Annotated in this window: 25 protein-coding genes; 2 read left to right on the top strand and 23 right to left on the bottom strand. The window is 31.8% G+C overall.

Annotated features, from left to right (window positions below):
- Positions 1–8: 8 nt before the first annotated feature.
- Together VP90_RS02230 and VP90_RS02235 are read right to left on the bottom strand one after the other, a co-directional pair.
- Positions 9–302, bottom strand: a complete 294-nt coding sequence (locus VP90_RS02230) for a hypothetical protein (protein ID WP_262589440.1) — start codon at positions 300–302, stop codon at positions 9–11.
- A 3-nt stretch (positions 303–305) separates the two neighbouring features.
- Positions 306–818: a pentapeptide repeat-containing protein gene (locus VP90_RS02235; protein WP_262589441.1), complete on the bottom strand. Its 513-nt coding sequence runs from the start codon at positions 816–818 to the stop codon at positions 306–308.
- 106 nt (positions 819–924) lie between these two features.
- Between VP90_RS02235 and VP90_RS02240 the strand changes: the two genes are divergently transcribed.
- A complete protein-coding gene (locus VP90_RS02240; protein ID WP_262589442.1) occupies positions 925–1,989 on the top strand; it encodes a tartrate dehydrogenase in 1,065 nt (354 codons plus the stop codon).
- On the opposite strand, the gene VP90_RS02245 is transcribed toward VP90_RS02240, so the two are convergent.
- From VP90_RS02245 to VP90_RS02300, 12 genes are all read right to left on the bottom strand, one after another.
- Entirely contained in the window at positions 1,986–3,023 is a 1,038-nt protein-coding gene (locus VP90_RS02245) for a Gfo/Idh/MocA family protein (protein WP_262589444.1), read from the bottom strand. The two genes, VP90_RS02240 and VP90_RS02245, sit on opposite strands and share 4 nt — an antisense overlap.
- 1 nt (position 3,024) lies before the next feature.
- Positions 3,025–4,008, bottom strand: coding sequence for an aldose epimerase family protein (locus tag VP90_RS02250; RefSeq protein WP_262589445.1), 984 nt, complete (start codon positions 4,006–4,008; stop codon positions 3,025–3,027).
- A gap of 8 nt (positions 4,009–4,016) precedes the next feature.
- Entirely contained in the window at positions 4,017–4,778 is a 762-nt protein-coding gene (locus tag VP90_RS02255) for an SDR family NAD(P)-dependent oxidoreductase (protein WP_262589446.1), read from the bottom strand.
- Between the two features lie 129 nt (positions 4,779–4,907).
- Entirely contained in the window at positions 4,908–5,756 is an 849-nt protein-coding gene (locus VP90_RS02260; protein WP_262589447.1) for a phytanoyl-CoA dioxygenase family protein, read from the bottom strand.
- A gap of 44 nt (positions 5,757–5,800) precedes the next feature.
- A complete protein-coding gene (locus VP90_RS02265; RefSeq protein ID WP_262589448.1) occupies positions 5,801–6,580 on the bottom strand; it encodes an ATP-binding cassette domain-containing protein in 780 nt (259 codons plus the stop codon).
- A complete protein-coding gene (locus tag VP90_RS02270; protein ID WP_262589449.1) occupies positions 6,580–8,175 on the bottom strand; it encodes an ABC transporter permease in 1,596 nt (531 codons plus the stop codon). Before VP90_RS02270 ends, VP90_RS02265 begins: the two co-directional genes overlap by 1 nt.
- Before the next feature lie 72 nt (positions 8,176–8,247).
- Positions 8,248–9,153, bottom strand: a complete 906-nt coding sequence (locus tag VP90_RS02275; RefSeq protein ID WP_262589451.1) for a sugar ABC transporter substrate-binding protein — start codon at positions 9,151–9,153, stop codon at positions 8,248–8,250.
- 179 nt (positions 9,154–9,332) lie between these two features.
- A complete protein-coding gene (locus tag VP90_RS02280) occupies positions 9,333–10,235 on the bottom strand; it encodes an ROK family protein (protein ID WP_262589453.1) in 903 nt (300 codons plus the stop codon).
- Between the two features lie 5 nt (positions 10,236–10,240).
- Positions 10,241–10,990 (bottom strand): SDR family NAD(P)-dependent oxidoreductase, encoded by a 750-nt coding sequence (locus tag VP90_RS02285; RefSeq protein WP_262589454.1) that lies wholly within the window; start codon positions 10,988–10,990, stop codon positions 10,241–10,243.
- A gap of 2 nt (positions 10,991–10,992) precedes the next feature.
- Positions 10,993–12,465, bottom strand: coding sequence for a tripartite tricarboxylate transporter permease (locus VP90_RS02290; protein ID WP_262589455.1), 1,473 nt, complete (start codon positions 12,463–12,465; stop codon positions 10,993–10,995).
- Positions 12,466–12,972 (bottom strand): tripartite tricarboxylate transporter TctB family protein, encoded by a 507-nt coding sequence (locus VP90_RS02295; RefSeq protein WP_262589456.1) that lies wholly within the window; start codon positions 12,970–12,972, stop codon positions 12,466–12,468.
- Between the two features lie 23 nt (positions 12,973–12,995).
- Positions 12,996–13,970 (bottom strand): Bug family tripartite tricarboxylate transporter substrate binding protein, encoded by a 975-nt coding sequence (locus tag VP90_RS02300; protein ID WP_262589457.1) that lies wholly within the window; start codon positions 13,968–13,970, stop codon positions 12,996–12,998.
- A gap of 89 nt (positions 13,971–14,059) precedes the next feature.
- Between VP90_RS02300 and VP90_RS02305 the strand changes: the two genes are divergently transcribed.
- Positions 14,060–15,061: a 4-hydroxythreonine-4-phosphate dehydrogenase PdxA gene (locus VP90_RS02305; RefSeq protein WP_262589458.1), complete on the top strand. Its 1,002-nt coding sequence runs from the start codon at positions 14,060–14,062 to the stop codon at positions 15,059–15,061.
- A 3-nt stretch (positions 15,062–15,064) separates the two neighbouring features.
- On the opposite strand, the gene VP90_RS02310 is transcribed toward VP90_RS02305, so the two are convergent.
- The 9 genes from VP90_RS02310 to iolD form a co-directional block, all read right to left on the bottom strand.
- The gene (locus VP90_RS02310; protein WP_262589459.1) at positions 15,065–15,826 is read right to left on the bottom strand and encodes an SDR family NAD(P)-dependent oxidoreductase; all 762 of its coding nucleotides are present in this window, start codon (positions 15,824–15,826) and stop codon (positions 15,065–15,067) included.
- An 11-nt stretch (positions 15,827–15,837) separates the two neighbouring features.
- Entirely contained in the window at positions 15,838–16,749 is a 912-nt protein-coding gene (rbsK, locus tag VP90_RS02315) for a ribokinase (protein ID WP_262589461.1), read from the bottom strand.
- Positions 16,749–17,219, bottom strand: a complete 471-nt coding sequence (locus tag VP90_RS02320; protein WP_262589462.1) for an RbsD/FucU family protein — start codon at positions 17,217–17,219, stop codon at positions 16,749–16,751. Before VP90_RS02320 ends, rbsK begins: the two co-directional genes overlap by 1 nt.
- A gap of 71 nt (positions 17,220–17,290) precedes the next feature.
- A complete protein-coding gene (locus VP90_RS02325; protein WP_262589463.1) occupies positions 17,291–18,223 on the bottom strand; it encodes a sugar ABC transporter substrate-binding protein in 933 nt (310 codons plus the stop codon).
- Positions 18,224–18,334: 111 nt separating this feature from the next.
- Positions 18,335–19,348, bottom strand: coding sequence for an ABC transporter permease (locus VP90_RS02330; RefSeq protein WP_262589464.1), 1,014 nt, complete (start codon positions 19,346–19,348; stop codon positions 18,335–18,337).
- A gap of 2 nt (positions 19,349–19,350) precedes the next feature.
- Positions 19,351–20,100, bottom strand: a complete 750-nt coding sequence (locus tag VP90_RS02335) for an ATP-binding cassette domain-containing protein (RefSeq protein ID WP_262589465.1) — start codon at positions 20,098–20,100, stop codon at positions 19,351–19,353.
- Between the two features lie 22 nt (positions 20,101–20,122).
- A complete protein-coding gene (locus tag VP90_RS02340; protein WP_262589466.1) occupies positions 20,123–21,145 on the bottom strand; it encodes an NAD(P)-dependent oxidoreductase in 1,023 nt (340 codons plus the stop codon).
- Between the two features lie 11 nt (positions 21,146–21,156).
- Positions 21,157–22,314, bottom strand: a complete 1,158-nt coding sequence (locus tag VP90_RS02345; RefSeq protein ID WP_262589467.1) for a Gfo/Idh/MocA family protein — start codon at positions 22,312–22,314, stop codon at positions 21,157–21,159.
- Between the two features lie 6 nt (positions 22,315–22,320).
- Entirely contained in the window at positions 22,321–24,165 is a 1,845-nt protein-coding gene (gene iolD / locus VP90_RS02350) for a 3D-(3,5/4)-trihydroxycyclohexane-1,2-dione acylhydrolase (decyclizing) (RefSeq protein WP_262589468.1), read from the bottom strand.
- Positions 24,166–24,198 lie beyond the last annotated feature (33 nt).

A 24,198-nucleotide genomic window follows, 5' to 3' on the forward strand; every position in this document is an offset into this window, starting at 1 on the left:
ATTACTCATTATTGTTGACCTTTGTGATTCATTATTTCGATCATACACTGAGTAGCATACTCTCTCCACTCTGTAGAATTCTTATTTTTTAGGCTATTTAAATGATCGCGGTTACTTTGAATATCGTCTTTATGTTTTAGATAATCAGCCCCATTTAGATTTGCTTCCATGGAAGAAAGGTTGGTTTCCATTGCTTTTATCCATTCTTTTCCAAGCTCAACACATTTTTGATCATCTTTTTCATCACATATTTGTTTGAAAAAATTAAAAATAACATCATCAGTATTAACTGAGGTGTTCATAACTTATTGCTCAATACAGGTTCCGATTGAGTCTGGACCACATGTCTTACCATTAGTCCAAGTAGCACCAATCAGATTTGCATTTTCAAAATTTGCATTAGTAATGTTTGCAGAGGTAAAATTTGCTTCCATCAAATTTGCATTTTGAAAATTAGCTTCAATTAGAGTTGCTCCCATGAAATCAACTCTAGTTAAGTTTGCATTAGTAAAATTTGTTTTTTCAAAATTTCCACCAATACTAATTGTTTCATAAAGATTAGCTCTAACAAATGTTGATTCTGGAAAAGTTCCAAAAGATAAATTTGAATTCATCATAATGCTTTTATCTAAATTTACTTGCACAAAACTTGCAAAAGATAAATTTGAGTTTGGTAGATAACTACCTTGTAGATCCTGTGCATCTGAAAATCTGCATTTAGAATAATCTACACCATCTGTTAATGGATCATCACATGCAGCATTTGAATTTGAAACAAAAAAAAAGCTAAAGAATATTAAAAGAAGTATTTTTTTCATAATCAAAACTAACAAATAAAATATGTCAAAACAATGAAGGTTTATGCCTTTAAAAAATAATTTAACATTATAAATTATTGTATTTTTGAAGTATAAAAATCAACCTATGAAAGAATATAACATTGCTTCAATAGCAGGAGATGGAATAGGAAAAGAAGTAGTTCCTGAAGGTTTAAAAGTATTAAAAGACGCTGCTGAAAAACATCAATTCAAAATAAATTTTACAGAATATGATTTTGCTTCATGTGATTATTATGAAAAACATGGAAAAATGCTTCCAGATGATTGGAAGGAAAAATTAGGGAAACATGATGCAATATTCTTTGGCGCAGTTGGAATGCCAAATCAAGTTCCAGATCATATATCTTTATGGGGATCCTTACTTCAGTTTAGAAGAGAATTTGATCAATATATCAATCTTAGACCAGTAAAATTATTTCCTGGAATTAATCCTCCTTTAGCAAATAAAAAACCAGGTGACATCGATATGCTAATTGTTAGAGAAAATACTGAAGGTGAATACTCCTCTGTTGGTGGAAGAATGTTTAAAAACACTGATAGAGAAATAGCTATTCAGGAAACTATCATGTCTGCACATGGAGTAGATAGAGTTCAAAAATTTGCTTTTGAATTAGCAAAACAAAGAAAAAGAAAAAAATTAACGAATGCAACAAAATCCAATGGCATTTCAATTACAATGCCGTTTTGGGATGAGCGTTTTAATGAAATGAAAAAAAATTATCCAGATATTGAAACAGATCAATATCATATAGATATTTTAGTTGCTAGATTTGTACTAAATCCAGAATGGTTTGATGTTGTTGTTGCATCTAATTTATTTGGAGACATACTTTCTGACTTAGGACCAGCTTGTACTGGAACTATTGGAATTGCTCCTTCTGGAAATATTAATCCTGAAAATAAATTTCCATCTTTATTTGAACCAGTACATGGTTCAGCACCTGATATTGCAGGAAAAGGTATTGCTAATCCTGTAGGACAAATTTGGTCTGGTGCAATGATGTTAGATTATTTAGGAGAAAAAGAAGCTTCCAATTCAATTGTTGAAGCTATTGAAAAATCTTTAAGTGAAAAAAAAAATAGAACTAAAGACTTAGGTGGAGATGCTGATACCTTAAAATGTTCTAATTCAATATTGGCTAATCTTTAAATTTTAACCTTCTTACCAGTTTTTGCACTTTTTGTTATTGCTGCAAAAATCTTAAGAGAGATCAAACCATCATTACCATTAACTTTTGGCTTAACTTTTTTTGATACTACATCTGCAAAATGATCAATTTGGTTTACTAAAGTACTGTCATCTTTTTTGTTTTTATCTTCGTTAACAAAAATCTTATTCCACCAACTACGTTCATTTTTATAGAACCAATATTTTAAATTAGGAAATTGCAATGATCCCTTTGTACCACCAATCATATATGCAGATTGATTAGTTATAGGATAAGCTGGATTTTCTCCCGCAGTTAATTCATAACTCCATGGAGCAACAATTGTATCTGATAAATTCAATGTACAAAGTGCACCTGAATTAAAAATTAAGCTAATAGTTGCTGTATCTTCAACTGCAAATTTTCTAGTTTTATTGGTTGTAAATGCTTGAACGTATTTAATAGATCCAAGTAGGTAGCAAATCATATCGATATCATGGACTAAATTAATTCCTAAAGGCCCTCCCCCTTTACTAATTCTCCATTTTTCTTTGTAATAAGCTTTGTGTTTATAAAGCCAACACAATACATTTGCTGAAACGATGTTTCCTAATTTACCTTTATCGATTAACTCTTTTACCTTTGATACAATAGAGTTGTGTCTTCTGTGATACCCAATTAATAACGGTGTTTTATTTTTATTAGCACTACTAATAATTTTTTTAGCTGAATTAATATTATCTGAAATAGGTTTTTCTAATAATACCGGAATTTTTTTCTTTAAGAAACTGACTGTATGTTTTTCATGAAGTTGATTTGGAGTAGCAACAATTACGGCATCTAAATTTTGTGAGTTTAAAAGTTCGTCTACATTTGAAAATAATGGAATTTTATATTTTTTTGATAAATTTTTAGCATTGTTAGTAATATCAACTACTGAATGAAGGTTTGCTTTTTTAGATTTTGAAATTGCCTTTATATGTTGCAATCCCATTAAGCCAGTTCCAACAATGGATATGTTTATTTTTTTATTCATTTTATGAAATATTTATTTTTGTAAAGTACTTATAAAGTTTTTTAGGTTTAATTAAAGAACTTGGAAAATTTTTATTGTTTGGTGCATCTGGGTAGTGTTGCGTTTCTAAACAAACCCCCTGGTATGGAGCAAGTTTATTTTTATACCTCAAACCTTGACTGGTATAGAGCTGTACACCAGGAAGATTTGAATAAAAGTCTAATTGAATATTAGTTTTTTTATTTTTTAGAGAGGCTAAATAATTTTTAGAATTTTTTTTAATACAATATGTTAAATCAAATCCCAATTGATTGATTGTATTAGATACTCTCTTTATTTTTTTGTTTTTAATAATGTCTATTTTTTTTCCAATATTTTGAAACTTATTAAAATCATTAATGGTATTTTTAACTTTTTTAATTTTACCAGTTGGGATTAATTTATTAGTTACTTGAAGATATTTTTCAGAGTTAATTTTTAAATCATGATTGAAAATTGTCTCTTTTTTACTCTTATTCAAGTTCCAATAACTGTGATTTGTTAAACTGACGTGAGTTAATTCGCTTGATTTATATTGATATTTTATAAATAAGCTTTTGTTTTTGATTTCAAAAATACACTCTGAATTTAGATCTCCTGGAAAACCTTGGTCTAAATTTTTAGATAACAATTGATAGATAATTTTATTTTTTGAATGATGTTTTATTTTCCATTCTAATCTATCAAATCCTATTTTTCCTCCATGAAGTGTATTTCTTCCTTCGTTGCCTTCAAGTTTATAAATCTTATTTTTAATCTTAAATCTTGAATTTGAAATTCTGCCTGCATACCTGCCGCAAGTAGCACCTACATAAAAATTCTTACTGCCATAATTTTTTGTAGGACCTAGATTTAAGATTAAGTTAATTTTCCTTTGCTTGTCATAAACCTCATACAAACAAGCTCCTATATTAATTGACTTAATTCTTAAATATTTATTTTCTATCGTTGAACTTTGTACTTGCACAAAGTCTCTTATAGCCAACCTTTATCAACAATGTAAGATTGATTTGTGCAGCCAGAAGATTGTTCTGATGAAAAAAACAATACAGTTTGAGCAAGCTCATGAGGCATTAGTTTCTCTTTTAAACATTGGTTTTTCATCAAATCTTTTTCAGATTCTTCGTTTAACCACATATCAATTTGTCTTTGTGTTAAGACCCACCCTGGAACTACTGAGTTAACTCTAATATTAAATTCTCCTAAATCTCTAGCGAATGACCTTGTTAAGCCAACTACTCCAGATTTTGCAGCTGTATAGGCTGCCATACCACCTTGTCCAACCATCCAAGATGCTGAACCCATATTAACAATTACACCACCTTTATTTTCAATCATTGATTTTTTTACTGATTGAACTGTGAAAAAATAATGTCTTAAGTTTACATTTATTCTCTCATTCCAATATTCTTCTGTAACATCATCTATTTTGTGTCTCGTGTCATTAGCAGCATTATTAATTAAAATATCAATTGGACCTTTTTGATCAATGATGTCTGCAATTGTTTTTTGAAGTTGTTTAATATTCAACAAATCACATTCAATAAAAGTGGGTATTGAGTATTTTTTATTTTTTATACTTTCAATTAATTTTTCAGACTCTGATACATTAATGTCTATAAAGTAAACTTCTGAACCTTGTTCACAAAAATGTTCAACAATTGAAGCTCCAATTCCTGATCCGCCGCCAGTGACAAATACTCTTTTATTTTCTAAATCGTAATATTTTACTTTCATTTTCTTAATCCTCCACTAGTTACAAAAATCTCTATCAGCATTATTTATAATTTTTATTTGATTAATTTTCTTAATGCTGTTTTTATTATTTTAACTATTTATAGAGTATTTAAATTAAAAATATATATTTTATTTAGCTTTATAACCCAAACCAATATTATTTATTTTTTTACTTGCATCCATTATTTTTGGATATTCATAATTTAATCCTAAAAGCTGTCGCACTTTTGGATTTGAATTGTTTTTGAAGTCTTCAGATAGATAAGTAACTAAATCTTCAACTGGTTTTATATACTTTGGAAGAAACTCTATCAGTAATGCTGCTCTTTGATGATCTGATTTATTTGGTGATGCTCCATGCCAGCAGTTACCATTGAAAAAAACTAAATCACCAGGATTAGCAATCATTTGTTGTCTGTTTGAAAAATCATCATTTTCATTTGGATAGTGTAATTTCTTTTGTGATCCTGGTATGAAAGCTGTTGCTCCTGATTGTTCTGAGCAGATATCTAAAGGTATAGTAGCCTGACAGTTTTGTGCAAATGAACTATTTAGACCCATAGGAAAAGTCTCACTATTGTAAAAATCCCAATACGGATAATCGATATGTAGTTCTTGACCTATTGATCCTGGTAGCAATCTACTTGCGCAGTATGATCCACAAAAAAACTCTGAACCTAAAAGTTTAGACATTAAGCTAAAAATAATGTCATTTGTTATTAATTTACTAAAAACCTCTCCTTTACCAAATAAATTCCATATTCTTTGCTGTAGTTTAATTTTATCAGATGCTTCAGCTTCAGCATTAAAGTGGGTTTCTTTTTGCTCTTGTGTATCTGCAAAATGATTAACAATCTCTCTTGCTTCTTTGATATCGTTTAAATTATATACGTTTTCAACAACAATAACTCCAGATTCATGCATTAATTCGTTTATTGCTTCGGTAATATTAAAAGTATCTCTTGAGAATTTACGCATCAATAAATTTTAAGTGAAAAAAAATTAAAAAAAAATAAAAAAAATTATAACTCTAATTCTTTAGCTAGATCGCCAATTTTAGCACCACCTGCCATCAATCTTTTCACATCTTCATTACCCAGTTCTGAAGACAATCCTGAACCAATTACTTCTCCTAAACTTAAAAAAGTAAATCGATCAGCTATAAGACGCGCATGAATTTCGTTGTGTGTAATAAGTATAATTGCAATGTTTCCTAAATTTTGGACTTTTTTAATTGTCTTTAAAACTTCCATTTGCTGCTTTTGACCTAATGCTGATGTAGGTTCATCTAAAATTAATATCTTTGCACCAAAGTAAATTGCTCTTGCAATTGCCAATGTTTGTCTTTGTCCACCTGACATTGTTCCAACTGGCTGATTAGGGTTTGCAATATTAATTCCAATTTTAGACATTTCCTCTATTGTTATTCTATCCATCTCATCCATTTGCATTAAACCAAATCCAGCGGGACCTTTTATCAATTCACGTCCAAGAAAAAAATTTCTCGTTACTGATGTTAAAGCGTTGAGTGCTAAATCTTGATAAACTGTTCCAATTCCTGCATCAGATGCTTGTCGTGGTGTACTAAAGTTAACATTTTCTCCATCTACTCTTATTTCTCCACTTGTCATAGGGTGAACACCAGATAACACTTTGATCAAAGTTGATTTACCAGCACCATTATCACCTAATAATGCGTGAACTTCACCTGGATAAACATCTAAAGAAACACCATTTAAAGCAGTAAATGCTCCAAATTTTTTTACTAAATTTTTTATTTCAATTAATGGTTTTTTATCCATTAGATATTTCCCATAATTCGTTTTCGTATATTCTCATTAGTAAAGGCCGCAGTAACAAGTACTGCTCCAAGGAACACTCTGTAGAATGATCCATCAATTCCAGGAATATAAAAGAAAGCTTCTTTTGCAATTCCAAAGATAATTGTACCTAGAATTATTCCACCAATGGTTCCAAAACCTCCAGTTAAAACAACACCACCAATAACCGCTGCAGCAATTGCTTCTAATTCTTTTAAATTACCTTTAGCTGTATCTGCTGTGTTAACTTCAAATACCTGACAAGCCGCAAACATAGTTGCGCAGAATGCAGTAAACATAAATAATGAAATCTTAACTTTATTCGTTGGAACACCATTAGCTTTTGCAGCATTAAGATTTCCACCAGTTGAATAAATCCAGTTACCTGCTTGAGTTTTACTTAAAATTAAATAACAAATAAATGCAATCAGCCCCCAAATCATTAAACAAGAATACATTCCTTTGGCAAAAATATTTCCGAAGTTATTTACGTTCCAATCTACCGTATAATATAGCCAGTTAAACACTGGTTCCATAATATCGCCACCAAAGAAATTAGCTACAGGTCTTGCAGTAACTATTGTGTCGATATAAGCTTTTGCTATATCAATATCTGTAACAGCTTTTGCTGCAACTTCAGGAACATTAACACCAGCTTCAATTTTCTTTGTCAAAATTTCAACCATTGAGTCATTACCAGATTTTTTTGCTCCAGCTAATGATTTTTCTAAAGTTGCAATCATCTTTTCAGCATTCATAGCAGTTTTGTAAGCTGCAACTTTTTCGTTAATATATGTTAATCGTTCAGTTAATTTTGCAACCGTGCTAGCTGGCACAGTGCTAAGAATTTCTAGTAATTGGTCATTTGGTAAAGATTTAGCAGCATCTCTTTCCATTTCTCCATGACCTGGTACATTTATGATATTTTTGATATCTGGTAAATCTGTAACAGTTGTTGATCCGGCAGTTTGATCGGGAGCTTTGTTAAACGCTCTGTATGATACCTCAGTTAAACCTCTTAAGAAGAAAAGTCCTCCGAGTGTAACGATGAAAGAAGATATTCCACTTTTTACAATTATCCATCCTTGTATCCAACCAAAAGATAATGTCATACATAATGTAATTAATATTGCTAATAATGGAGATACATCTTGAATTTTAAATAATGTAAATCCTTCAAAATGAAAACCACCTTCAAAAGATATGTAAGGAATAACAACAGCAAAACCCCATTTAAGTATCATTGCCATACAACCACCTGCAAAACCGATCATTGAACCAACAGAAAGATCAAATTCACCTGCAATGATTAACATTCCAGCAGCAAGTGCAACGATCCCTAATTGTGCAATTACTCTAAAATTATTTCTAATTCCTAAAGCGTTAAATCCTTCACCAGAAAAAGGGTTAAGAGAAAATTGTCCCTCTGGAATAGAGAAGTATCCCAACATACAAAAAAGTAAAACCATAACTCCAAAAGGTCCAACCTCTGGACGAGACATAAATGCAGAGTACCATTTTTTTTGACCCTGTCGGTCAGACTCTTGTCTTGGTTTTTTTGTTGCTGATGTATTCATTTAATAAAGACTTATTAATTTTGTTAAAAAAAAAGGGCCGATTGAATAATCGACCCTTTAAATTATTACAGACTATCTATCAATACCTGCTAAAGCAGCAACTGAAGAAGCGTTAGACTTGTCAACGAAGCCAGGTCCTGATGGGATGTTAGCTCCTGGTAAAAGTCCAGCACTGTTGTTGTACAAGTGTAATACGATAATTGGCATATAACCTTGTAATCTTTGTTGTTGATCGATAGTGAAAGCAACTCTTCCAGATCCGATTAAATCCATAACTGCAGGACTTAAGTCGAAGCAAGAGTGGTGTACTGTCATACCTAGATCAGCTAAAGCTTTATCAACAGCTTCACACACGTGTGGTCCTACTGAAAGGATCGCATCGATATCGCTGTTAGCTTGTAAAGCAGCAGTTGCTCTAGTTTGAATAGTTGCAGGGTCAGATGTAGTATCAGTCATTTGCATAGGAACAGCAGAACCGTAACCTTCACATCTGTCTACAAGAGCTGTGTTGTATGCTTCTTGAATCATACAAAGTGCTTTAGAAGCACCTTCAGCTTTTGCTCTTTCACCAGCTTTTTGTCCAGCAAGTAATTCAGGCTGACCAACGTGCATTAAAGCACCTAGGCTAGCAGATGACTCTAAACCAGAGTTCATTGTAATTACTGGAACACCAGCAGCAACAGCAGCTTTAATAGCTGGTCCTAATGCATCTGGATCTGGTAAAGAAATTACCATACCATCTGGTTGAGTAGCTGCAGCAGCTTGAATTGAGCTTGCCATATCAGCCATATCAGCAGAAGGGTTGTAGATATATTCGAAGTCAGCACCGATTGCTCTAGCTGCATCTTCACCACCTTTTTGAACTACAGGCCAAAAAGGATCTTTTCCTTCACCATGAGTAATCATGACATATCTTTCAGCGAACGCAGAAGTTGCAAATAATGCAAGAGCTGCAATCGAAAGTATAAGTTTTTTCATTATTTCTCCCTTTTTTTTATGTTTTTAAATTAATTTAAAAAATGAAATATACCCAGTTTGAGTAAAGATCATAACAAAAAAATATAAATACAACTTTTAATTGAAATTTTTTTTTTAAATTTTTTTCGCTTCTTTGCTTGTCTTTAAATTTTAGAATTTTTCTAAATTTAAATTTAAAACTAATATGTCGCGCTTCTTCCTAATCTTGCAGCACCTCTTACGCCACTAGCATCACCATATCTTGGTTTTAAAAAAACACCTTCGTATTCTCTACCAGTAACAAATTTTCTGACTAAAGAATCTATTTCATGTAAAAAATCAATTTCATTTGAAACTCCTCCTCCAAATATAAAAGCATCAGGATCTAAAATATTTATTATACTTGAAAGTGACATTGCTAAATTTAATTTAAAATCGTCTATAAACTTTTCAGCGTCTAAATCATGTTGTCTGTTTAATTCAAAAATTTCATTTGTTTTTAAATTTTTTCCATAAAGTTTTTTAAATCGTTTGGCTAAACCTAGTCCAGATAAGAAACTCTCAATCTCTGCTTCTCTAGGATTGCTTGAATCAAAATTTTCTTTTTTTGCAGCAAAATAGGGAATTTGATTATGACCCCACTCTCCTGCAACACCATTAGGACCACTCACAATTTTTTTATCAATTACCAAACCACCTCCAACTCCAGATCCTAAAATAATTCCATAAACAATTTTATAATGTTTCCCTGCTCCATCTATAGCCTCTGACAATGCAAAACAATTTGCATCATTTTCACAAAATACCTCTTTACCCAATGTTTTACGCAAATCATTTTGAAAAGGTTTTTTTTCCAACCAACTGATATTGGGAACGTTTTTAACTAACCCTGTTTGAGGAGAGTGAACTCCTGGATGACAAACTCCAATTGGAAGCTCTTGATTAAACTCTTCTTCTAATTTTTTGTGAATATCTCTTATTGCAGTAATAATTTGGGTATAATTCTTTGGACATGATATTCTAGATCTATGTTTTTCTTGACCATCTTCTTCAAGTACAACACTCTCTATCTTTGTTGCACCAACGTCTATACCTACTTGCATATTGATTAGTAAGTTGCTCTACCACCGCTTAGATCAAATACCGCAGCTGTTGAAAAAGAATTTTCTTCACTTGATAACCAAGCAACTAAGGAAGCCAATTCCTCTACTTTAGCAAATTTATTTCTTGGTATTTTAGAAAGCATATAATTTATATGCTCCTCGGTCATTTGATCAAAAATTCTAGTTTTTGCTGCAGCTGGAGTAACACAGTTTACTGCAATATTTTTTTGTGCAAGTTCTTTACCTAAAGATTTGGTTAATCCTATCACTCCTGCTTTTGAAGTACTGTAAGCACTTGCATTTGGATTTCCTTCTTTACCTGCAATAGAGGCAATATTTACAATTCTTCCATAATCATTCTTAGCCATAAATGGAACAACTGCTTTGCAACAATAAAAGACTGCATTTAAGTTAAGATTAATTACTTTATTCCACTCTTCTATTGGATATTCTGCAACGGTAGTATTCATTCCTGCTACACCTGCATTGTTTATAAAGATGTCAATCTTACCATGTGATTTTTCAACTTCAGATAATTTTGAATTAATTGTTTCATAGTTGCTCACATCAACTATTTGATAAGTTAAATTTTCAGAATTTACTTTTTCTAATGCTTTTTTAGCTTCTCCTTCATCTATATCCCAAATTACTACTTTAGCACCAGACTCGATAAATCTTTCAGTGATAGCTAAACCAAAACCTTGAGCTCCACCTGTTACAATTGCTACTCTGTTATTTAAATCAAATTTAATCATCTTTATTTTTTAATTTTTTTTGCTCTTATTAAAGGAAAAGCTAGAGCAATTAAAGATAAAATAAAGAATGTTAAAGCTATTGGTCTTGTGAAAAACATAAACCAATTTCCATCAAATATAACTAGAGATTGTCTTAGGGTGCCTTCAACTAACTCACCTAAAATTAACCCAATGATGACAGGGACAACTGAGAAACCGTATCTTCTCATAAAGAAACCAAGCACACCAAAAAATAACATTATCCAAACATCAATTATAGATTGATTTAATGAATAGGTTCCGCAAACTGAAACCGCAAAGATCATTGGCCATAATATTTTATTAGGCACCAACGTTATTCTTGCAAAAATTTTTGCACCAAAAAAACCAAATATAAAGAATAAAACATTAGCAATAAGCATTGCACCAAAAATTCCATATAAAAAATCAGGTTGTTCTCTAAATAAATCAGGTCCAGGTCTAACCCCATGTATAATTAAACCAGTTAAAATAACAGCTGTTGTTGCACTACCAGGAATTCCTAGTGCAAGAGTTGGAACCATCGCCCCACCAGTTGCTGCATTGTTTGCAGCTTCAGCACCAGCAATACCTTCAATAGAACCTTTACCAAATTCCTCAGGTTTTTTTGAAAATCTTTTTGCTTCTGAATATCCAATTAATGAAGCAACTGTTCCACCTTCTGCAGGCAATACTCCAATGAAAGAACCAATACCACTTGATCTTAAAATTGTTTTCCAAGTTTTTTTATAATCATCTTTGCTTGGAAGTTTAATTGCTTTTAAAGCTATTCTGTTGAATACCTGATTAATTAAAGTTGATTGGGTTAACATCTCACTCATTGCAAATAAACCAACCACTACTGGGATAAAGCCAATCCCTTCTGTTAATTCATTAATTCCAAAAGTAAATCGATCAATTGACGTCATAAAATCTTTACCAACTGTTGAAATCAAAATTCCAAATGCACCTGCAATCAAATTCTTTATAGGACTTCCTTCTCCAATTGATGCAAGCATCGTTAAACCGAAAATAGCTAATGCAAAATATTCTGGTTGACCAAATTCATATGCAAGCTGAGCCAATATAGGTGCAAAAAAGACAAGTATTACAACACTAAAAATACCTCCAACTGTACTTGAAACAGTAGCCATCCCTAGAGCTCTTCCTGCCTCTCCTTTTTGTGCCAAAGGATAACCATCTAAACAAGTTGCTGCAGCAGCTGGTGTTCCTGGTGTATTAATTAGAACTGCAGTTATCGCGCCACCATAAGTACCTGCACAATAAATAGAAGTTAACAATACAATTGCTGACAATGGATCAAGTGTCATTGTAAATGGTAAAATTAATGCACCACCAGTTGTTGGACCTAAACCAGGTAACACTCCTAAAATTAATCCAAACAATGTTCCAAAAAATAAAACCAATAATAGCTTTGAGCTAAATAAAGGAGCCATCATTAATAATAAATTATCCATCTAGCTGTAATAAATGTTAGTTATAATTCCAGGTGGAAATCTTAAACCTAAAATTGTTTCAAAAAAAATAAAGACAATCACAGGAAAAATTATTCCAACAAGTAATAAATAAAATATTCTTTTCTCTCCCCAACAATACGATACAAAAATAGATAAAACTGAAATTGCCAAGAAGAAATCTAAAGTCTTAGAAATGATTAAAAAAATCACAAAACTTGAAAGTGTTAAAAAGAATGACTTTGGTAATTTTGTTTGAACCTTCCAAGGATTTTTTGTTGCTAAATAATAAATCAATAAAGTCATTACTATTATTAAAACCAAAAGTGCTTTTGGAAAAGTTGCAGGCTGTATTCCTCTATTCAATATAGGAGGAACAATATCAAAAGTAAAAGTAGTGATTAATAATGCTACAGAAATAAAAATAATTACAAAAGAGACTTTAAATTCATCTCTAAAAAAAAAGGGCAAACTTTTGTTTGCCCTTTTTTGTTTTTGTACATTCTTCATTTGCAAATGTACTTTTAATTAGATTAGTTAATGTAACCTAAAGCTTTTAGCTGAGCAGTCATTTCAGCAAGCATTTCTTCCATTTGCTTACCCCACTCGTCAGCACCAACTACACTAGTGTCATCAAGACCAATTTCAGTTAAGAAATTTTTGTAATAGTTGTGGCTCATAGCTTTCATCATTCCAGCTTCTAATTGTTTAACTCTTTCTGCTGGAGCACCTTTTTTAGTTACGAAACCTCTAACAGTAGATAAAGAAACAGGAATTCCTAATTCTTTAGCTGTTGGAGAGTCACCAATTTTAGCCATTCTATTATTTGCTAAAACAACTGATACACAAAGTTTACCTTCGTTGATTTCAGTTAATGCTTCACCTAAGTTTAAAACACCTACATCGATATCACCTTTGATAAGGTTAGTTTTAATTGGCGCTACACCTTTGTAAGCAACAATAGTTGGATCTGTTAATCCACCCTTTTTAGTAAATGCAATTGCACTAACATCATCAATACCACCAGTGTGTGTTGTTCCATATTTTAGTGATTTTGATTTTTGCGCGCTAATGAATTTTTTAGCATCTTTAATTTCATTGTTACAGTTAACAACAAATAATTGAGGATCATCTGTACCTCTTGCTAAAGGCTGCATATCACTTAATTTTACTTTAGTTTTTCCTAAAGCCATTGATACTGCGTGACCAGTAGTCCAAGTTAGAGTGTGATTACCATCTGCAGGTAAAGACATCATGTAATCCATAGATGCTGCTCCACCACCACCTTTTTTGTTAACTAACTGCATATCTTGTTTAAGAACTCTTCTTGCTCTTAATAACATCATTCTAGTAGTAACGTCAGTTCCACCACCAAAACCAGCGTGAGTAATTGCTTGGATTGGGTGTCCATCAGCTTTTGCTGAAGTGATCATTAATGGAAGAGCTACAACAAAAAATTCAGTTGCTAAAAAAGCAGCTGCTAAAAATAGTTTAAAGCTTTTTTTCATTATTTCCCTCTTTAGTTTATTTAGTTTTTATATATATAACTTATATATAAATATATAATCATATTCTGATACAAAACGTAAAGTAAAAAATGACTCAAACAAAAGCTAACATAGCTCTACTACTTGGTGATCCTGCAGGAATAGGACCTGAACTTATTTCAAAATTATTGAGTGAAGAAATAACTAATAAAGCAAATATTGTTGTTATTGGCGAAAAACAAATTCTCGAGAGTGGAAATAATGTAACTGGCAATTCTCACCAACTTGAAGTCGTAGAAAGCTTTGATCAAATTGATTTTAATAAATCAAACAGATTTTTATTAGACATTTCAAAAGGAAAAAACCATAAATATAAAATAGCTGAACCTTCAAAAGAATCGGGTGAAAGTGTTTTAGAGGCTTTAGATTTAGCACTAAATCTTGCTAAAGAAAAAAAAATTGATGCAATCAATTTTGCTCCAATGAATAAAACAAGTTTGAAACTTGGAGGAAATACCCATTCAGATGAATTACAATTAATGGCTGAAAAATTAGATGTAAAAAGTTTTTGTTGTGAGTTTAATGTTATAGATAATTTTTGGACTGCAAGAGTAACCTCTCACATTCCAATCAAAGAAGTGGCTCAACACATAACAAAAGAAAATATCTTAAAGCCTATTAAATTAATTAATGAAGTTATGGAATTGAATGGTGTAAAAAATCCTAGAATAGCAGTTCAAGCACTTAACCCACATGCAGAATTCGGCACTGAAGAAAAAGATGAAATTATACCAGCAATAGAAGAGGCAAAAAAACTTGGATTTAATACAGATGGTCCGTTACCGTGCGATACATCTTTTGTGGTTGCTTATAAAAATAAAAATCATGATTGTATGGTTGGAATGTATCATGATGCACTTCAGTCTGGACTTAAAGCATTTGGTTTTGACAGAGGGGTTACAGTTCAAGGTGGGTTAACAGTTCCTGTAACAACTACTGCACATGGATCAGCTTTTGCAATTGCTGGAAAAAATGAAGCTAATTTAGCTCCAATTTTAAATTCATTTAAAATTGCATTATCAATGGCTGAAAATAAAAAGAAGTTAAGCTAAGCCTTATATTAAACCAGCATCTACCGTAAAATTTTGTTTAGTGCATCCAGATGAAACATCTGATGCCAAATATAAAACCATTCTTGAAACATCCTCAGGTAATACTTGTTTTTTAAGACACTGTTTATCCAGAATTTCTTTTTTAAATTTTGGATTTAACCATAATTTTGACTGTCTTTTAGTTGCAACTGAACCAGGTGCAATTGAGTTTATTCTAATATTGTGTTGTCCTAAATCTCTAGCTAGAGATTTAGTTAAACCATAGATTGCAGCTTTTGCAGTACTGTATGCTGGAAACATTACGGCTCCCCTAATCCAACTAACAGAACCTAAGTTTATTATTGATCCACCTTTATTTTTAATCATACTTTTTTTTACTGCCTGAATGGCAAACAAATAGTGTTTCAAATTTATTGCCATTCTGTCATCCCAGTATTTTTCAGTAACTTCTTCAAGTGTGTGCCTTTGATCATTGGATGCATTATTTACCAAAATATCAATTGGACCTTTTTTTTTAATAATACCTTGAATTAGAGTTTTATATTTTTTTATATTTTTAATATTGCAGAATTGAAAAGTAGGTATTTTTTGTTTTTTCTTTTTAATTTTAGAAATTAATTTTTGAGCTTCTTTTTTATCTATATCAAAAAAATAAACCTCAACACCTTGTTCACAAAGATGTTCAACTATTGATGCACCAATACCAGATGCTCCACCTGAAACTAAAGCTCGTTTTCCCTTTAAATCAAAATATTCAACTTTCATTTTTATTATAATTAGTAATTTTCTACGTCTTGAAGTAATGGCATTGATGCTGCTGCACCAAGTTTTGTTGTTGATATTCCTGCCACTTTGTTTGCAAACACTAATGCATCTTTATTTTCCAAACTGTTAGCTAATCCTACAGCAAATGCACCATTAAAAGCGTCACCTGCTCCAGTAGTGTCTACAACATTGTTTTTTAATTTACACGCCTCAACAAAATAGTCTTCTTTTCCATTGGAATAATAAACACCCTTCTCACCCAATGTGATTATAATATTTTTAACTCCTTTTTTTAAAAACTGATTTGCAGCTTCTTTGATATCATTTTCTGATTTTATTTTTTTATTTAAATAAAATTCAGCTTCCGTTTCATTTGGAGTAAAATAATCAATTAATTTAAAATACTGTTCTTCTATTTTTCTTGCAGGTGCTGGATTTAAAATTGTTGTACAATTATTTTCTTTAGCTTTACTTAAAGCGTAAAATGTTACTTGCTCTGGAGTTTCTAACTGTGTAAGAAAAATTTTTGATTTTTTTATAGTGTTTAAATTTTGATCAATATCCTTATTATTTAAATGAGCTGCTGCTCCAGCAACAACGTTAATTGCGTTATTACCATTTTCATCAATCATAATGCCTGCAACTCCTGTTGAAAGATTTTTAACTTGGATAATTGAATTTGTATTTAATTGAGCTTCTTTATATAGATTTAATGCCATATTAGCATGAGTGTCTTGACCAATTTTTGTTATGAAATGAACATCGCCTTTTAATCTTGCAGCTGCAATAGCTTGATTTGAACCTTTGCCACCAGGCCCGACTATATGATTTTTTCCTAAAACTGTTTGACCTTTAACTGGAATTGTTTCAGCGAAGAAACAAAGGTCAGCTACAAAAACTCCAAATACACAGATTGCATCCATTATTTTTCAAGAACCCAAACACTTCCATCTGGTTTTACGACTCCTTTGGTCATTATAAAGCACCCAAATGGTCTAGCATCAGTTGTAGTAACAATTAAATAAGATTTTTTTGCTTCCTCATAAAATAATTGTCTTTCAATAGAGCCTACCTCCCAATTATTTCCAGATATATCTTTGACGGATTTAATGAATTCTTTATGTGTATCAGTTAGTTCATCTGGATTATTGTCAACTTCCATCCTATTTGCTGCCCTGCCTCCTTGAGAAACGACAAAGCTGTCTAATGGAAAAACAGACAGTATAGCCCTCGCTGCATCTTTGATGTTAACACCATCTAATCTAACTACATTTTTATTCATAGAATGAGCAGGAAAATTGGCATCTGCCAATACCAATTTATCTCCATGTCCCATCGATCTTAGTTGAAATAACAAATCAGGACTTAATATAGGATTAATATTAATGAGCATAAATTATTATAGTACATAAAAAAAAAGGGTGGAATTAAATTCCACCCTTTTTAAAATTATTTAACTAACTATTATTTAAATTCGTTAGCGTTTTCTTTTGTTACTAATTGAGTTCCAGTATCAATGTTAGGATCAATACTTCCACCATTAGCTAATTCTAGAGCATATTTAACTCCATAAGCACCCATATTATATGAGAACTGAGCAATAGTAGCAGTCATTTCTCCTTTTAGAATACTTGTTGCTGCATCTGGTGTTGCATCAAATCCTACAACAACAACATCGTTCATATCAGCATCTTTAAGAGCTTGAATAGCACCTAAACCCATATTGTCATTAGAAGCAAATATTGCCTTAATGTTTGGATTTTTTATGATTATAGATTCAGTAACAGATCTTGCTTTAGCTGTATCCCACTCTGCAGTTTGAGTGGCTACAATGTTTAGACCACAATTATTGAAACCTTTAATTGCACCATCTCTTCTTAATAAAGCAGTAGATTGAGATTCAATACCTGTTAAAATTGCAACATCTGAACCTTTTGCTGTTTTATCACAAATAAAGTTAGCTGCTAATTCAGCTCCATTCATATTATTTGTACCAATAAAAGTAACACCTTCGTTAATTCCATTAGTGTCAACAAATACTACTGGAACCCCACTTTTAATTGCCTCATCAACAATTGGTGCAAAAGCATTTGGATCTCCTGGTGCAAGCGCCAAAGCATCAACACCTTTTGCAAGTTGGTCTTCAACTTGATTTATTTGAGCTTGAACATCACCCTCTTGTGGAGGTGCGATCATGATTAATTTTACACCTAATTTTTTAGCTTCTTCCTCAGCTCCTTTTGTAACAGATGCCCAGAAAGGATTTCCTGATCCTGGTCCTTTAATACTGAATAGAATTTTTTTACCATGTCCATCAGCAAAAGAAACTGAACCTAAGCTTATTGATAAAAATACCACTGTAAAAAAAACAGTAAGTTTTTTAAATATATCTCTCATAGTTATTCCTTTTTTTGTGTTTAAAGATTAGTTGAATTAAATAAAAATTTTAAACAAAATTCAACTGTTTATAATCACCAATCAACTAAGACTTGTATAGGATAATTAATACTATTTTCTTGTGCCTAAATCTCTTCTCAAAACATCTATGTAGACTGCCAAAACAATAATCGAACCTATTAAAACTTGTTGCCAGAATGAACTAACATCCATTAAGTTCAATCCATTTCTTAAAATCCCCATTATCATAACTCCAGCAAACACTCCAAGTACAGTTCCCCTTCCTCCAAAGAAGCTGGCGCCACCAATTATGCATGCTGCAATAGCATCAAGTTCAGATTGAAGTCCTGCATTAGGGTAACCGGAATCTGTTCTCCCAGCCAAAATCAAAGCACCAATTCCAGCTAAAAATCCACATAAGGAATAAACAATGACTAAAATTTTATTAACATTAATTCCTGCTGCTCTAGCAGCATTTGGATTCCCTCCTATTGCATAAATCCATTTACCAGTTTTACTTTTATTTAAAAAAACCCAGAATACTAAGTACACAACCACAATTAAAACTAAACTGACTGGTAAGTATTGGGATTTCTCAAGTCCTAGCCATTGTAAATCAATTCTTCCATGTCCCAGATAACGAACTTCATCAGTAAAACCACTGATAGGCGTTCCGCCTGAAATCAAATTTCCTGTTCCCCTAAATATATAAAGCGTTCCTAAAGTCATAATGAATGGATGAGGCATTCTTAAAATAGTGATGCCTAAACCATTAATTAGTCCACACAAAAACCCTGCGATTAAAGGAGTGAGAATTACAATAAACCAGGGTGCTCCAGCTTTTGAAATAACTGCTAAAATCATTAGGGACAACATCATTATTGATCCTACAGAGAGATCTATGCCAGCTGTTACAATCACCATGAATACACCGAGTGCTAACATTGATTGCCAAGAAATTTGTTTAAACACGTTGGTTACATTTCTCCAAGATAAGAAGATGTCAGGCTGCAAAATATGCATAACCAAAATCATGATCACTAATAAAAGTAATATTCCATATTTTTCAAAATATGGAATTAGCTTTAGATGTAAACTTTGTAACTTATTATCTTTTTCTTCCATAATTATTTTTTACCCATAATCCAACCAATAACCTCATCCCTTGAAGTATTTGTTAAGCTAGACTCAGCAAAATTTGTACCTTGAAATAATGCCATCACACGATCACAAACAGTGAATATATCATCCATTCTGTGACTGATAACAATTACTCCAACACCTGTTTTTTTTAAACTATTTATTAAATCTAAAACTTTGCCAACTTCTTTAATAGCAAGTGCTGCCGTTGGCTCATCCATAATTACTACTTTAGCATTAAATGCTGTTGATCTTGCAATAGCGACTGCTTGTCTTTGTCCTCCAGATAATTCCTCTACTTTTTGATCAGCACTTTTAACATTAATTTTTAATTTCTCTAAATGAGCATTAGTAAGATTTTTTATTTTGTCAAAATCTAACAATTTCATAAAACCAATATTTTTAGTCGGTTCTCTACCTAAAAAAATATTTTCACCAATAGGTAAGTTTCCAGCTAAAGCAAGATCTTGGTAAACCATTTCTAATCCTAAATTTTGGGAGTCTCTGGGACTTTCTAAAATTTGTTCTTTGCCATCAAAATATAATGATCCTGAGCTTGGTTTGTAAAGACCAGAAAGTACTTTCATTAAAGTAGATTTACCTGCACCATTGTCGCCTACAACACCCAAACATTCTCCAGCATGAACTTTTAAATTTACATTTTCTAAAGCAGTGATTGTTCCAAAATATTTTGTAATCCCTTTAGCTTCTAAAAGTAAATTATTGGTCGAAGACATAAATTATAAAGTTAATTAAATTTTAATTAATTGCAACAGGTTTTGATGCTAGCAAGCCAACAGTTTTTAATGCAGCTCTTTTGCAATGTTTTGGTTTCAAGTTTTTTGAAATTAAATTCATATCTTTTAAAACAATATCACCCATATTATAAAACGCCTCAGTAAGCGCACCAGCTCTATGAGCTGAAAATAAAATATTTTTAACTTTTCTTATTGGATCATTTTTTCTTACAGGCTCTTCTGGAAATACATCGGTAGCTACGTAAATACCTCCTTTTTTAACCCTATTGACCAGATCTTTAAAATTAACAACTGCCGCTCTACTCATCAAAATAAATAAAGTATTAGGCTTCATCCTATTTAACAATTTTTTATCTATTAAATTTTTATTTTCAGTTGTCACGGCTGCTAAAACATAAATTACCTCACATTTTGAAAACATATCTTTTAAATTAATTGGCTGAAATCCATATCTTTTAACGACATTATTTGGAAGCCATGGGTCATAAACAGAGATATCTTTTGTAAATGGTAAAAGCAGTGGATAAAGAGATTTTGCTAAATCACCAAACCCTAATAAACCAATTTTTTTCCCTGACAACATTGATGCTTTAAGATTACTTTCTAGGCCATATTTTTCTTTACCTTTTAGAAAGTCTAAATGTGCTTCATGAATATTTCTCAATAGGGATAATGTCATTCCTAATGCTATTTCAGCTACAGGTTTTGAAAAAACAGGAGAAGTAGCGATGACATGAATCCCTCTTTTATGACAATATTGATAATCAACATTGTTCATAAAATTACTTTCAACATTTATAATTGCTTTTAATTTAACTGCTTTTGACAAAAGCTTTTTATCTAGATCGGGTTGACCCATTATAAATGAAGCTTTGTGGATATTGCTTTCATAAAATTTTTTTTTGTTTTTACTTGGGGCTACAATAAGTGTGTATTTAGTTTTGAGTTCTTTTAGTTTTTTTTTTGTAAAAATTAGATCTAAAGTTCTTGGGAAAGGATCTGAAATTACAATTAATTTTTTCATAAGTTAAAAAATTAATTCATAATTTTTTTTATTTCCTCTAACGTAAATGGTTTAGGTTTTTTGCAAGTAGTCTTTATTTCTTGTGGAATACCTGTTTGAGAAGCTCTCATAGTTGAGTCTATGATATCTAAAACATGCAAAGAAAGTTCACCGTTACATCTATGTTCTAAATTGTTATCAATTGCATAAGCCATCTCAGATAGACCAGCTCCTCTATAATTTGCATTTGTTGGAGATTCATTTGCTCTTGAGCTTTGACTTTTAATGTTAATTTTTCCTAAAGGCATCATATCTGTTTTGTGCTCACCCCAATTACCGCCAGCAGTCACTGAAACAAAAGCAGATCCACCAAACATATTTGGATCAGGAACAATAATTGATCCTTTGTTACCATATAGCTCTATGTGGTTTCTTTGATGAGCAACTACATCAAATGATAAAGTAATCTGTATAATGCAATCATTTTCAAATTGTATAGTTGCAAGATAAGTTGTTGGAGTTTCTACTTTAAATTTTTGACCTTTTTTTGGGCCTATTCCAATTTCTCTTTCTTCAAAAACTTTTGTACATCTTCCTTGTACTTGTTTTGCTGGACCAATTAAATTTACTAATGCGGTAAGATAATATGGACCCATATCTATTACAGGACCCCCTTCATTTTCTGCAAACCAAGGTTCTGGGTTTGGATGATATGATTGAACTCCAGGGAAGGCAAAAATAGCATTACCTAATTTAATGTCACCAATTACACCGTTATCAATGAGTTCACGAGTTTTCTGAATGCCCCCACCCAAAAAAGTATCTGGTGCATTTCCAATATAAAGATTTTTCTCTTTAGCAAGTTCAACTAATTTTTTTCCATCTTCAAAGTTAACAGCCATAGGTTTTTCAGCATAAGAATGCTTACCATTTTCTAAAGCCATTTTTGAAACTTCAAAATGTGCGCCAGGAATTGTAAGGTTTAAAATTATTTCAATCTCTTTATCTTTAAGAAGTTCTTCAACAGTTACAGCTTCAATATTGTAATGAATTGCACACTTCTTCGCTGTTTCCATATTAATATCAGCGCATTTAACAATTCTGATATTATTGAAATACTCCTGAGCTCTAAAATAAGTTTCTGAAATATGACCACATCCTATAAGGCCTACTTTAAATACTTTATTCATAAAGGATTAAATACCTTGTCTTTGTTTGCTTCTTCCTTCTTTATAAAGTTTTAAAGCTTCTTCATTTTCTTTAGTAGTTGGAATTTCTAAAGTTGGACTATCCCAAAAAGATGATCCTTCTACCCATTTATAAGCATGAGTTTTAATTGAAATAACATAAGTTACATCAGACGCTTTAGCTCTTTTAAATGCAGCTTCAAGATCTGAAATTGAAGTAACGTGTTCAGATTTCGCACCCATACTCTCTGCATGTTTTGCAAAATCTACATCTACTAAACCAGGAGTATTAGAACTCTTTAATAAGTTATTATACTCTTTTCCACCTTTGAATAATTGAAGTCGGTTTATAACTGCAAAGCCTCCATTATCACAAACAACGATGATCAATTTATTTTTTGTAATTACTGACGAATAAATATCAGTGTTATTTAATAGATAAGAACCATCACCAACAAATGAGATCACTTCTTTATCTGGATTAGCCATCTTAATTCCTAATGCTCCAGATATTTCATAACTCATACAACTAAAACCCCACTCTGTTTCATGGGTATTAAGTTCTCTTGGTCTCCATACTTGGATTACTTCACCTACCAAACCTCCTGCAGCTGTAACTGCAATATCAGTTGGATCAGAATTTCTATAAATAGCACCAATTACCTGAACATAACTTGGAACCTCCTGATTAGTTGGAGCACTCTCTTTATCTATATGTTCATTCCATGACTTAAGTTCTGTTTGAGATTTCTTATTCCAATCTTCTCCTGCTTTCCAATCACCTAAAGCTTGAGAAAGTTCAGTTAATGAAACTTTTGCATCTCCAACAACAGCTTGAGCTAAATGTTTATTAGCATCATGCCTTGATACATTGATTGAAACTAATTTGAAATTTTCGTTTTCAAAGTTTGCCCATGATCCTGTTGTAAAATCAGCAAGCTTTGTACCTATTGCAATCGCAAGATCGGTTTGTTTTGCTAATGAGTTTGTATTTTTTCCACCAAGTCCTCCAATTTGACCTGCAAAATGAGAATGATCTCTCTTCATTGTTGAATAACCCATTACAGTTTGTGTAACTGGAATATTATGTTTGATTGCAAACTGACTTAATTCTTCCATTGCATCTGAATAAAAAACTCCCCCTCCAGATATTATGATTGGATTTTTTGAAGATTTAATTTTCTCAGCTGCTTCTTTAATTTGAAATTCATCTGGTCTTGGTCTTCTAATTGTGTGAATTTTTTCTTGGAAAAATTCTTCTGGATAATCAAAAGTTTGACCTTGGATATCTTGACTTAACGCAATACAAGCAGGACCACAATCGGCAGGGTCTAACATTGTTTGAACTGCCATTGGAAATGATTGAATTATTTGTTCAGGTCTAGTGATACGATCAAAATATCTTGTAACTGGTTTGAAAGCATCGTTTGCAGTTATGCTTGGATTATTAAAATGTTCAACTTGTTGCAATACTGGATCTGGCATTCTATTTGCATAAGTATCACCAGGTAAAAATAAAATTGGTAATCTGTTACTCATTGCAACAGCTGCTGCAGTAACCATGTTGGTTGCTCCTGGGCCAACAGATGAAGTAGCAACAAAAATTTGCTGTCTTCTTTTAGCTCGAGCATAACCTATGCCAGTTAAAGCCATATTTTGTTCATGATGACCTCTATAGGTTGGTAATTCTTTTTGACTTTCTTCAAGTGCTTGACCCAAACACGCTACATTTCCATGTCCAAAAATTCCAAAGACACCAGGAAAGAGTGGTTCTTTTTTGCCATTAATTAATATTTTTTGAGCTATTAAATATTTAACGATTGCATTTGCACAAGTAAGAGTGATTTTTTTCATAAATTAGTTTATTTTTTTTTATGTATAGTGTTT

It is taken from the genome of Candidatus Pelagibacter ubique HIMB140, assembly GCF_025558165.1.
Lineage (GTDB): Bacteria > Pseudomonadota > Alphaproteobacteria > Pelagibacterales > Pelagibacteraceae > Pelagibacter > Pelagibacter ubique_T.